This is a genomic window from Sulfitobacter maritimus, assembly GCF_013346665.1.
In the GTDB taxonomy this organism is placed as follows: Bacteria; Pseudomonadota; Alphaproteobacteria; order Rhodobacterales; family Rhodobacteraceae; genus Sulfitobacter; species Sulfitobacter maritimus.
Window position 1 is genome coordinate 420,840 of sequence record NZ_JABVBB010000034.1, and the last position, 12,328, is coordinate 433,167.

General features: G+C 59.7%; 13 protein-coding genes. All 13 read right to left on the minus strand.

Annotated elements, in window-relative coordinates:
• Nucleotides 1-27 precede the first annotated feature (27 nt).
• A complete protein-coding gene (locus HTT03_RS12200) occupies nt 28-1,332 on the minus strand; it encodes an FAD-dependent oxidoreductase (RefSeq protein WP_174860050.1) in 1,305 nt (434 codons plus the stop codon).
• A gap of 16 nt (nt 1,333-1,348) precedes the next feature.
• A complete protein-coding gene (locus HTT03_RS12205; protein ID WP_174860051.1) occupies nt 1,349-2,710 on the minus strand; it encodes a glutamine synthetase family protein in 1,362 nt (453 codons plus the stop codon).
• Nucleotides 2,710-3,399: a type 1 glutamine amidotransferase gene (locus HTT03_RS12210; protein ID WP_174860052.1), complete on the minus strand. Its 690-nt coding sequence runs from the start codon at nt 3,397-3,399 to the stop codon at nt 2,710-2,712. The genes HTT03_RS12205 and HTT03_RS12210 overlap by 1 nt, the downstream gene beginning before the upstream one ends.
• A gap of 12 nt (nt 3,400-3,411) precedes the next feature.
• Entirely contained in the window at nt 3,412-4,746 is a 1,335-nt protein-coding gene (locus HTT03_RS12215; RefSeq protein WP_174860053.1) for a glutamine synthetase family protein, read from the minus strand.
• A gap of 110 nt (nt 4,747-4,856) precedes the next feature.
• Entirely contained in the window at nt 4,857-5,663 is an 807-nt protein-coding gene (locus HTT03_RS12220; protein ID WP_174860054.1) for an ABC transporter permease, read from the minus strand.
• A complete protein-coding gene (locus HTT03_RS12225; RefSeq protein WP_174860056.1) occupies nt 5,660-6,544 on the minus strand; it encodes an ABC transporter permease in 885 nt (294 codons plus the stop codon). The genes HTT03_RS12220 and HTT03_RS12225 overlap by 4 nt, the downstream gene beginning before the upstream one ends.
• 80 nt (nt 6,545-6,624) lie before the next feature.
• Entirely contained in the window at nt 6,625-7,362 is a 738-nt protein-coding gene (locus tag HTT03_RS12230) for a transporter substrate-binding domain-containing protein (RefSeq protein WP_174860057.1), read from the minus strand.
• A 24-nt stretch (nt 7,363-7,386) separates the two neighbouring features.
• On the minus strand, nt 7,387-8,163 hold the full coding sequence (locus tag HTT03_RS12235; RefSeq protein WP_174860058.1) for an ATP-binding cassette domain-containing protein: 777 nt from the start codon (nt 8,161-8,163) through the stop codon (nt 7,387-7,389).
• Nucleotides 8,164-8,271: 108 nt separating this feature from the next.
• Nucleotides 8,272-8,712 (minus strand): tellurite resistance TerB family protein, encoded by a 441-nt coding sequence (locus HTT03_RS12240; RefSeq protein WP_174860059.1) that lies wholly within the window; start codon nt 8,710-8,712, stop codon nt 8,272-8,274.
• 66 nt (nt 8,713-8,778) lie between these two features.
• On the minus strand, nt 8,779-9,216 hold the full coding sequence (locus tag HTT03_RS12245; RefSeq protein WP_174860061.1) for a tellurite resistance TerB family protein: 438 nt from the start codon (nt 9,214-9,216) through the stop codon (nt 8,779-8,781).
• An 84-nt stretch (nt 9,217-9,300) separates the two neighbouring features.
• Nucleotides 9,301-9,594, minus strand: a complete 294-nt coding sequence (locus HTT03_RS12250; RefSeq protein ID WP_174860062.1) for a DUF1330 domain-containing protein — start codon at nt 9,592-9,594, stop codon at nt 9,301-9,303.
• 3 nt (nt 9,595-9,597) lie between these two features.
• The gene (locus HTT03_RS12255; RefSeq protein ID WP_174860063.1) at nt 9,598-10,389 is read right to left on the minus strand and encodes a 23S rRNA (adenine(2030)-N(6))-methyltransferase RlmJ; all 792 of its coding nucleotides are present in this window, start codon (nt 10,387-10,389) and stop codon (nt 9,598-9,600) included.
• Between the two features lie 270 nt (nt 10,390-10,659).
• Nucleotides 10,660-12,303 carry a CTP synthase gene (gene pyrG / locus HTT03_RS12260; protein WP_174860064.1) on the minus strand — a complete coding sequence of 548 codons (1,644 nt, stop codon included), beginning with the start codon at nt 12,301-12,303 and terminating at the stop codon, nt 10,660-10,662.
• Nucleotides 12,304-12,328 lie beyond the last annotated feature (25 nt).

The following is a 12,328-nucleotide window of genomic DNA, read 5'->3' on the forward strand; positions in this document are numbered from 1 at the left end:
GCACCAAGCAGTTTCCCCTATAAGGTGTCAGAGCCCCAACCGGTCCCGCGTGGCGTACCAAACCATCGCGAGCGCCAAAAGCGGGCTGCGCATCGCGGGGCCGCCGGGGAAGGGCGTGGCCGGGATTGCCGCCATTGTGTCGAACCCGTCGGTCTCCCCTTCGATGGCTTTCGCCATAAGATAGCCCGCATGCGTCGCAGTGCCGACACCGTGGCCGGAATAGCCCGACGCTGACAGGATATTGGGCGCAACCCGCGCGACATAGGGCAGGCGCTTCATGGTGATGCCCAAGGTGCCGCCCCATGCGTAGTCGATTTTCAGGTCCTTCAGCTGTGGGAAGATCTGCGACATCGGTTTGCGCACTTTGGCGGCGATGTCCTGCGGAAAGCGGTAGCCATAACTCTCACCGCCACCGAAAAGCAGCCGCCCATCATGTGACAGTCGGAAGTAGTTGACCACAAAACGGCTGTCAGCCACGGCCACGTCGCGCGGCAGCACGTCTTTGATGCGATCGCCAAGCGGTTCGGTCGCGGCGATGAAATTGTTGATCGGCATGACTTTCGCCGCAACTTCACCGTTGAGCGTCCCCAGATAGCCGTTACAGGCCAGCACTACATGATCTGCGGTTACGCTGCCGGTGGGGCAATGAACAATGGTCTTTTGCCCTTCGACGATGTCATGCGCGGGGCTGTTTTCAAAGATGCGCACGCCCGCGGCAGCGGCGGCACGGGCAAGGCCAAGTGCATAGTTCAGCGGATGCAGATGGGCCGCACCCATATCCAATACGCCGCCCTTGTAATCGGGGGAGGGGCAGACCGCTTGCAGGGCTTCGTGGTCCAGCACCTCGATCTCGTCGTAGCTGTAGCGCTGTTGCAGATGTTCCGCATAGTCATGCAGATGCCGCACGTCAGAGGCGGTTGATCCTGTCCAAGCCACGCCCGGTTTCAGGTGGCACTCAATCTCGTGGGTCTTGATCAGAGATTTGACCAGCGCTTTGGCCTCTTGCCCCATCTCCCAAAGTTTGGCCGCATGTTCCGGCCCCAGCATCTTTTCCAGACCGTCCTGCTCAACACGCTGGCCCGATCCCAACTGCCCGCCATTGCGCCCCGATGCGCCAAAGCCCACACGCTGCGCGTCGATCAAAACCACGTCGCGCCCGGCTTCGGCCAGATGCAGGGCCGCTGACAGTCCGGTGTAGCCGCCGCCGACCACGCAAACATCGGCTTTTACATCGCCTTGCAAAGGCGGGTGCGGTTTGTGCGGCGTGGCGGTCGCGGCATACCAGCTGGCTGGGTATTGGCCGGGGACATCATTGGCGTAGAGCAGGTTCACGAGGGGCCTCCGGGCTTTAGACGTTCATCAGCAGATGTTCACGTTCCCAAGGCGAGATTACCTGTAGAAACTCCTCGTATTCTGCGCGTTTCACGATGGAATAGACGCGGGCAAAATCGGGGCCAAGAACCTCGTGCAACTCGGTGGCTCCTTCGAACAGATCAAGCGCTTCGCCCAGAACCTGCGGAATGTCCCCTTCGCCGACATAGGCGTCGCCTTTGAACTCGGCCAGCGGGTCTTTCTGTTGCGTCAGACCCAGATAACCGCAGGCAAGGCTGGCGGCGATCCCAAGGTAGGGGTTGCAGTCCATCCCGGCGAGCCGGTTTTCCACCCGGCGCGATTTCGGCCCCGAGAGCGGCACGCGGATTCCGGTGGTGCGGTTGTCGCGGCCCCATTCAAGGTTGATGGGGGCGGCATGGTCTTTGACGTAGCGGCGGTAGGAGTTCACGTAAGGCGCGATTACCGCCAAAGCGCTTGGCATGTGGTTTTGCAAGCCGGCGATGAAATGTTTGAAAGGTGCTGTCTCTTCACCGTCGGCATTGGCAAAGATGTTCTCGCCGGTTTTCACGTCCAACACCGAGTGATGGATATGCATGGCGCTGCCCGGCTCATCCGCGATCGGCTTGGCCATAAAGGTGGCATAGCATTCGTGCCGCATCGCCGCTTCGCGGATCAGGCGTTTGAAGTAGAAGACCTCATCCGCCAGCCGTACCGGATCACCGTGTTGCAGGTTAATCTCCAGCTGGCCTGCGCCGCCCTCTTGGGTAATGCCGTCGATCTCGAACCCCTGCGCCTCGGCAAAGTCATAGATGTCGTCGATGACGGGGCCGAATTCATCCACAGCGGTCATCGAATAGGCCTGCCGCGCGGCGGCGGGGCGGCCCGAACGGCCCATCATCGGCTGGATTTCCTTGGCCGGGTCAATGTTGCGCGCCACTAGGAAGAATTCCATCTCAGGCGCCACCACCGGCTCCCAGCCCTTGTCGCGGTAGAGTTGCACCACGCGTTTGAGCACGTTGCGCGGCGAATAGGGCACCGGCTCATCGTTGCGATCAAAAGCGTCGTGGATCACCTGAAGTGTCCAATCCCCCGTCCAAGGGGCGGCGGTGGCCGTTTCCATGTCCGGGCGCAGGATCATATCTTTTTCGATGAACCCGTCTTCCCCTGCCGCTTCGCCCCATTCGCCAGTGATGGTCTGGTAAAAGATACTGTCAGGCAGGTGGAAGTAATCCTGCCGGGCGAATTTGGACGCCGGAACCGCCTTGCCGCGGGCAATGCCGGGTAGGTCGGGAATGATACATTCCACTTCGTCCAACCGACGGCCCTCCAGATAAGCGCGCGCCGCTTCGGGTAATGCCTCTGTCCAATCGTCGGCCATCAGGCCCTCTCTTTCCTGTTGTCTTTAAAGAATGCGGCCATTTGGTCCGCGATTTTATGGTTATCAATCGGGCCGCCTAAGGCAGCGGTCGCCTGTTCAAGCTGGTGGTCTGGCACCACGCCTTTGCCACGGGTTTTGATCAGACCGTCGATGAAATCATGATCAAACTCAGGGTGCGGCTGCACTGTCCAGATGCGGTTGTCATAAGCAAGCGCCGCATAGGCGCAGAAATCCGATGAGGCGACGACCTCCGCCCCTTCTGGCAGTTCCACCACCTGATCCTGATGCCATGCGTTCAGCGCCAGCTTCTCGCCGCCCATGTCATATTCGGTGCGCCCGATAGACCAGCCGTTGGGGAATTTCTCAACCTTGCCACCAAGCGCTTGGGCAATGATCTGGTGGCCAAAGCAGACACCGATCATCGGGCGGCCATCCGCATAGGTATCGCGGATGAAATCTTCCAGCGGAGGAATCCAGTCGTGATCCTCATAAGCGCCGTGTTTCGAGCCGGTGATGAGCCAGCCATCCGCCTCGCTCACGCTGTCAGGCAGGATACCATCAACGACCGACCAGATTTGAAAGTCGAAATCATGGCCGTCGAGCAGTTTGGTAAACATCTCGCCGTAATCGCCCAACTCCTTGCGGAATTCATCGGGGGAATGGCCGGTTTGCAGAATGCCGATTTTCATGGGGGTCACCTGTTACACGGTGTCGAGATAGATCTCGACCTGTTCCTGTGGGGTCAGTTCTTGCATGTAATGCAATTCCTGCCGCTTGGTCAGCACGAAATTACGCACCATTTCGGGCGCAAAGATGCGGGCGACATGGGGGCAGACTTCGAACAAGTCGATGGCCGTTTTCCAGTCGCTCGGCATCTGTGGCAGATCGGCGGCATAGGCGTTGCCGGTGATCGGCTCTGGCGGCTCCAGCCCGTCTTCGATGCCGTTGATCGCAGCCCCCAGCACGGCAGCGAGCATCAGATAGGGGTTCACATCACCGCCCGAGACACGATGCTCAATCCGCCGCGCCTTATGGCTGCCAGAAGGGATGCGGATCGCGGCGGTGCGGTTCTCATAGGCCCAGCAGACACCGGTCGGCGCATGGGCGCCCGGCACCATCCGGTCAAAGCTGTTGGCATGGGGGCAAAAGACCAGCGCCGAGCCTTCCATCGCGGCCATACAGCCGGCCACCGCGTGGCGCATCATATCAGTACCGCGCGGACCGCCGTCATCAAAGACGTTGTTGCCGTCCTGATCCAGCACCGAGAAATGCGTGTGCAGGCCAGAGCCGGAGTAGTCCTCATAAGGTTTTGCCATAAAGCTCGCGGCAAAGCCGTGGCGGCGGGCGAGCCCTTTGACCAACATTTTGAACAGCCAAGCATCATCCGCCGCCCGCAGCGCGTCGTCGCAATGCATCAGGTTGATCTCAAACTGACCCAGACCCGCCTCGGAAATCGCGGTGTCGGCGGGAATGTCCATCTCTTCGCAGGCGTCATAAAGATCGGTGAAGAACAGATCGAACTGATCCAGCGCGCGGATCGACATAGTCTCAGCCGCCTTGCGACGCTTGCCCGAACGCGGGCTGAGCGGCACCTGAAGGTTGCGGCCCGAATCGTCGATTAGAAAGAATTCCAACTCCACCGCACAGACCGGCGTCAGCCCGCGTGCTTTGTAGCGGTCCAGCACAGCCCGCAGCGCATGGCGCGGATCGCCGGGGTAGGGGCGGCCATCCTCGCGGAACATCCAGATCGGCAGCAGGGCCGAAGGCGCGTCGAGCCATGGCATCGGCATAAAGCCCCGCTCGGTCGGTTTCAGCACGCCGTCTGCATCGCCGGTCTCGAACACCAGCGGGCTGTCGTCGATGTCTTCGCCCCAGATATCGAGGTTCAGGACAGAGACCGGAAAACGCGTGCCTTCCTCGGTCACCTTATCGGCGAAGCGGGTGGGGATGCGTTTGCCGCGGGCCTGCCCGTTGAGGTCAGCCGCTGCCACACGGATGGTGCGGACTTGAGGATGTTTGCGAAGCCAATTGTTCATACGTCACCTGCAAGGGCGGTGGGCATGTCTTTAGGCCAGTTGCCCCCTTTAGAACGAAGGCAAAAGCAGTCGACGCCCACGCGCCGGATAATTTGATCAAATACTTGGTACTACCGGATCAGATTAGGACGCAAGCGAATTTTACGCCGTTGTGCACGGGGCAGGTGGCGGTTGAGCCGGGAATTGATCAAACCGAAAACCCCGATGATGCAAAGCGTCAGCAGAATGAAATAGCCCGCAAGGATCGGATAGGGGACGAAGGGGTTAAAGGTTTTGTCGGCAAAATAGCTCGCGTAGTAAAGCGCATCGCCGCGTTGCTGCCAGGCCGGGAAACCGCTGAAAAACACCAGTGTCGTGGCGTGAAACAGAAAGATCGCCTCATTGGTATAGGCGGGCCACGCCAGCCGCAGCGAGGTGGGCCAGATCACCCGGCGAAAGCGCGACCAGCCGGACAAGCCATAGGCGTCAGCGGCCTCGACATCGCCCTTGGGGATGGATTGCAGCGCCCCGTAAAAAATTTCGCCCGAATAGGCGGCTGTGTTAAGAAAGAGCACGATCAGCGCGCCGAGCCACGCGGCGGTGAAAGGCGCGAAGAAGGCGTATTCAGACTTCAGGGTCTGGAACAGGAAGTAGCCAAAGAAGAACTGAATAAACAGCGGCGAGCCACGGAAGATGAAGATGAACCACGCCGCAGGCTTGCGGAACCATGGGTTCGCACTGGCCTTGCCGACGCCAAGCGCCGTGGCAAAGAAAAACCCGGTCAGCAGGGCGATGACGCCGAAGTAGATGTTCCAGATCATGCCCGATCCGATCAGCGTGAACTGTTCGCAAAGCGTGAACCCTTCACGTGGGAGCAGCCGTTCGCCAATGCCGAGCGAGCGCAGACCGTAGTCCTGAATGGTTTGCAGACAGCTCATGCGCCGGCCCTCCGCTGGGCTTCGCCGCCGGTGGTGGCTTGGCCGCGTGTCAGTCGTTTCATCAGCCGGTCCAGCGCCACTTCGGAAATGCGGGTGAAGATCAGGTAGAACACCAGCAACGCCAAGAAATACCACATGCGGTAGTCAGGATGCGGGTAATCGGTGAAACGCGCGGTCTTGGTGCCGCCAAGCTCACGCGCCCAATAGACGATGTCCTCCACGCCCAAAAGGAACAGCAACGGCGTGGCCTTGATCAGCACCATCCACAGGTTGCTCAGGCCGGGCAGGGCATAGACCCACATCTGCGGCACCAACACGCGCCAAAAGGTCTGGCGATGGGACATGCCATAGGCCGCGGCGGTTTCAAGCTGCGGATGCGGCACTGCGCGCATCGCCCCGAAAAGCACATTGGCGGCAAAAGCGCCAAAGACGATGGCAAAGGTGAACACGGCAAGCGCAAACCCATAGGTTTCGTGCACCCATTGCGCGGCATTGCCTAATGGCATCTTGGCCGCTTGGCAGACCACGAAATCATTGCCCTGACGGATCGGCATATCCCAATCAGAGCACAAAACCTTGTGCCGCAGATATTCGATGCCCTGATCGAGCGCGATGACGAAAAACAGGAAAAATGCGATGTCCGGCACACCGCGTACCAGCGCGATATAGCCCTTACCAACCCAACTGAGCGGCGCAAAACGCGCCCGCGCCAGCATCGCCCCGCCAAAGCCGAAGGCCAGCGCCACAGGCGCGGTCACGGCGAGCAGGAGCAAGACCTTGAGAAAGGACAGGTAGAACGACATATGGACGCCGGTTGTCAGGTAACAGGCGGTCCAGAACCAGTCGTTCAGGAGCGATGGGTCAGTGCAGAAAGAGAACATATGCCCCCATGGGCTAATCCGCGCAAAGGTTTTGCGCAGGGAAAGTCAGGCGCGCCGGATGCAGCGCGCCTGAGGTTACATCACTCGTAGATTGTGGTTTCGTCGCCGAACCACTTCTTGAGGAGTTCGTTCAACGAGCCGTCTTCTTTCATTTCGGTGATGGCCGCGTCAAAAGTCTCGCGCAGGTCTTCGTCGGACTGGCGCAACGCCATGCCGATGCCTTCGCCGAGCGGTACATCGTCACCCACGAACATCAACTCACCGCCGGATTCCTCGACGATCGGCACGAGGTAGTCCTTATCCGCGAAAACCGCATCCGCTTCACCGTTGCGCACAGCGGCGACGGTCTCTTCCGGGGTGGCGAATTCGATCAGCGTGGCACCGCTTTCAGCCACATGCGCGGCCTGAATGGTGGCCGTCTGGCCGGCAACGACGCCGCCTTCGATATCCGCATCTTCAGAGGCCGCGACATAGGCCGAGGCGGTGGGCGGATAGTAGTCCTGCGTGAAGGCCACGACTTCGCGGCGCTCATCGGTGATGCTCATCCCGGCCATGATGTTGTCGTAGTTGCCCGACACGAGGTTGGGGATGATGCTGTCCCAGTCGTTCTTGACCCATTCGCAGGTCAGTTCGGCGCGTTTGCACAGCTCGTCGCCCAGTTCGCGCTCAAACCCGTCCACTTCGCCAGCGTCGTTGATGAAGTTATAAGGGGGGTAGGCGCCCTCTGTGCCCATGCGGATGGTTTTGCCGTGGCTTTCGGCAACGGCCATGCCTGCGGTGAGGCTCAATGCGGCTGTTGCCAGTAGTATCTTCTTCATTAGGTTGCTCCCTTTGGTTTTTATTTACGCAGGCTGGGTTGCCGATAGGAACCCACGCAGACGTTCCGATTTGGGCGCGCCAAAGACTTCTTCGGGCGTCCCTTGTTCTTCGATCAGACCTTTGTGCAAAAACACGACATGATCGCTGACGTCGGCCGCCAGTTTCATGTCATGTGTCACAATCACCATTGTGCGCCCCTCTGCGGCGAGGTCTTTGATAACCTTGACGACTTCCTGCTCCAACTCCGGGTCGAGCGCACTGGTCGGCTCGTCAAACAGAAGCGCTTCCGGCTCCATACACAAGGCGCGGGCGATGGCAGCACGCTGTTGCTGGCCCCCGGAGAGTTGGGCCGGATAGACATCGCATTTGTCGCCAATGCCGACTTTGTCCAGATAGCCGCGCGCGGCACGTTCGACCTCGGCCCGGTCGCGGCCCAAGACGGTAAGCGGCGCTTCCATCACATTTTGCAGGATCGACATATGGGCCCAGAGATTAAACTGCTGGAACACCATCGACAGATTCGTGCGGATGCGCAGCACCTGTTTAGCGTCCGCCGGGCAACGATGGTGGCCGTGGCCTTTCCAACGCACCGGCTCACCTTTGAAAATGACTTCGCCCTGCTGGCTGTCTTCGAGCAGGTTGCAGCAGCGCAGAAGCGTAGATTTGCCTGAGCCGGACGACCCGATGAGCGAGATCACATGCCCGCGCGGCGCGGTCAGGTCGACTCCTTTCAGCACCTCCAATGTGCCATAGGCTTTGTGAAGGTTCTTGATCTGAATAACCGGAGTATCTGTGGTCACGGATGTGGTCGCCAATCTGTCGTTTCAGTGCGCTATAAAGCGACAAAACGCTGATGATTGCAACGTCGTTTCCGTAACTCAAACAGAGGCCGCGCGGCTGACCCAAGGTCAATCGTTTGCGGCAACCCGCTGACGCGCCATGGCGCTGTCGGTATCGGTAACCCCCAGCAAACTGGAGACCAAACGCAGCAACGCGTCTTCCTCATCTGAGCGGCTGCCATCGGCCAGAACCACCTGCCAGAGCGTCTCGATCACGCCCAAGCGTTGCTCGTAAGGAACCGCGTCTTTAATGGCGCGGGTGAACCGCACAGTGTCGGGCGCTTGTGCCTCCAACTCTTCCGCTTGTTGGCGCAGAGCGGTCGCATCCGGTTCGCTGAGCCCGTAGCGGCGTGCGGCTATCTGGTCGATCAACTGACGCTCGCTCATGGCGTAATCATTATCAGACCGCGCAATGCGCACCAAAAGCGCGGTCAGCGCAAGGCGGGCGTCATTGTCGGCCAGTGGGTCGGGCTCGGGCTGGGTCAGCCGCTTGAGAAAGTCACCAAACATAATTTGCGATATAGTCCTGCTGCGGGCAAAGGCCAATTGGCCTTTGCGCGGATAGATTGGGGCGTGTCAGAGCGTGTTTAGCGCATTGGCGCGGGCTGCGGCCATGTCTTCATCCGACAGGCCAAGCGCAGTCTCAATAGCCACAAGCTGGATTTCCTCATCATCATTACGCGCCCCGTCCGAGAGCGCTACTTGCCACATCGCCTCACCCAAGGCTTTGCGGTCGGTGTAATCAACTTCTTCACGCAGGATACGGGTGAACTCCGGCGTGCCGGGGGCGTCACGCTCCAACGCTTCGCAGGTGGCCCGCAGTTTTGCCGCGTCAATGGGTTTAAGACCAAAGGTCTGGGCGAGGATGCGGTCAATCTGGCCGATCTCAGAAGCGCGGTAATTGCGGTCAGCCAGCGCCACCCGCACCAAGAGAGCGCCCAAAGCCAGTTGGGCATTGGGCTGCGGCAGCGGCTTGGGCGTTGCCTTGCGGCGGGGGAACAATCGGGACAGCATGAGGCTCACTTAACGCAGAAATATCGGGTTGTTATATGGGAACTGCGCATCACGCACTGTGGTTCCTGAATGACTTGTCGGGAGTTAACTATCGTAGCCTTCGACGATCACCAAAGATCCATCGGCCACGTTGAGGCGAATATCTTTGGCGCGCTGGTAGCTGGGGCTTTCATAGCAGGCGACAGCATCGGCGTAGCTGGGAAATTCCAGCACCACGGTACGGCTGCGCATCTGGCCTTCGCGGATCTGCTGGGTACCGCCGCGCACAAGAAACTTCGCGCCGTAATCGGCAAAGGGTTTGGCATTGGCAGCGCGGTATTTGTCGTAAATCGCAACGTCGTGGATATCCATTGTGGCGATCCAATAGCCTTTTGGCATTTGTTAGCTCTCCTGTTTGGTCAAAGTAGCGAAACGGGCGCTGAGGTTCTGCGCCTCAGTTTCCAGCCCATAGGGGGGATTGATCACGAACATGCCTGAACCGACCATCCCATGCCCGGGCCGCGCGGGCGGAAAGCGCACTTCGTGGCGCAGGGCGTCGGGGTGGTTGGCGGTGAGCACATCCAGCATCGGCAGATGCGCGCGGTTGGTCAGGATCGGATACCACAAAGCGATGAGCCCGACGTTCCACGCGCGGTTCAGCTTGGCGATCTGGCGCGGGATCGTCTCGTAATCGGTTTTGATCTCGTATGAGGGGTCAATCAGCAACATCCCCCGGCGCGGGGTCGGTGGGGTGAGGGCAAAGGCCATCTCGAACCCATCGCTGAGGTGGCATTTTGCCGGATAGGGCGACATGGCCAGATCAAGCGCGCTATGCTCTTGCGGATGCAACTCGGCCAAATGGATGCGATCATTGGGACGCAGCAGCTTCGCCGCCAGCAGGGGGGAGCCGGGATAGGCGCGGGGGCCATGTGTCTCGCGCAGGCCGTGTAGGACTTGCGCATATGGGTGGTCGGGCGCGAACCAATTGGCCACCTTGTCGATCCCTTGCCGCGCCTCGCCAGTCTTTTCCGCCGCGGCATCCGACAGATCATAAAGCGCGCGCCCTGCGTGGGTTTCCAGATAGGTAAGCGGTTTGCCCTTGCGGGTCAGATAGGCCAGCGTCCACGCCAGCAGCGCATGTTTGTGCACGTCTGCAAGGTTCCCGGCGTGGTAGATATGTTGATAGCTGAGCATGGCTCAGGTGTAGCGGAGTGGTTGGCGGGCGCAATGCGAAAGAGCGTGAGGCCTGCGACTGCGCGTGGGTGGGCAGCCCGGACCTCGATTCATGCCACTTGGTCGTCCAATGCGCTTGCAGAGGTGCGCATTCGCAGCAAGATCGCCCGCCCGCCCGCCCGCCCGTCCGTCCGGGCAGGCGTTGGCACGGCGCCTATAACTTGATCCCGGACTTGAGGGTGGTCGCTATATAACAAAAAGGCCCGGCGTTTCCGCACGGGCCTACGTCGCTTATACCAACCGCGACACATCCTTCGCCGCGCGCACGAAATCTTTGAACAGCGGGTGGGGGTCAAAGGGTTTCGACTTCAGCTCAGGATGGAACTGCACGCCGATGAACCAAGGGTGATCTGTCCATTCCACGATCTCTGGCAGCTTCCCGTCGGGCGACATGCCCGAGAACTTCAGACCGACCTTCTCAAGCTGGTCTTTATACGCGATATCAACCTCGTAGCGGTGGCGATGGCGCTCATCGATTGTGGTCGTGCCATAGGCTTCGGCCACGCGCGACCCTTCGACCAGCGTAGCATCATAAGCGCCCAACCGCATGGTGCCGCCCTTGTCGTCATCGACCTTCCGCGCAACCTTGTAATTGCCCTGTACCCATTCCTTGAGGTGGTAAACCACGGGCTCGAAACGCTTTTTGCCTGCCTCGTGGTCGAATTCCTCCGACCCAGCTGTCTTGAGCCCGGCAACATTTCGGGCCGCTTCAATCACAGCCATCTGCATTCCAAGACAGATCCCGAGGTAGGGCACGTTATGCTCCCGCGCATATTGCGCCGCTTTGATCTTGCCCTCAGTCCCCCGCTCGCCAAAACCACCGGGGACGAGGATCGCATGGAAGCCTTCCAGATGCGGGCCTGCATCCTCACTATCGAAAATCTCGGCGTCGACCCATTCGACCTTGACCTTCACACGGTTGGCCATGCCCCCATGGGTCAGCGCTTCAGCAATGGATTTGTAAGCATCCTCAAGCTGGGTGTATTTGCCAACAATGGCGACTTTGACCTCGCCTTCAGGATTGTAAATGCGGTCCGCGACATCTTCCCAACGCGACAAGTTGGGCTTGGGGGCAGGGGTGATTTGGAAGGCATCCAGAACCGCCTGATCTAGGCCTTCGCGGTGATAGGCCAAAGGGGCTTCGTAGATCGATTTCAGATCCTGCGCGGCAATCACGGAATCCGGCCGCACGTTGCAGAACAAGGCCAGCTTCTCACGCTCTTTCGCCGGGATCGGCCCTTCGGAACGGCAGACCAGAATGTCAGGCGCAATGCCGATGGAACGCAATTCTTTGACAGAGTGTTGCGTTGGTTTGGTCTTCAACTCGCCGCTCGCCTTCACAAAGGGCAGCAGTGTCAGATGCATGAAAATACACTGCCCGCGCGGCTTGTCCTGAGAGAACTGGCGGATCGCTTCAAAGAAGGGCAGGCCTTCGATGTCGCCCACCGTGCCGCCGATCTCGCAGAGCATGAAGTCGACCTCATCATCGCCAATCTCGATGAAGTCTTTGATTTCGTTGGTGACATGGGGAATGACCTGAATGGTCTTGCCCAGATAGTCGCCCCGGCGTTCCTTCTCCAACACATTGGAATACACGCGCCCGGAACTGATGCTGTCGGTCTTGCGCGCGGCAACGCCGGTGAAGCGCTCGTAGTGGCCCAGATCAAGGTCCGTCTCAGCGCCATCATCGGTGACGAAAACCTCACCATGCTCAAAAGGCGACATCGTGCCGGGATCGACGTTAAGATAGGGGTCCAACTTACGCAGACGCACCGAAAAGCCGCGTGCCTGAAGCAAAGCGCCCAAGGCCGCCGAGGCCAGCCCCTTGCCCAAAGACGAGACCACACCGCCGGTGATGAAAATATAGCGTGCCATGTGATCAGAGACCCCCGTGAATTCA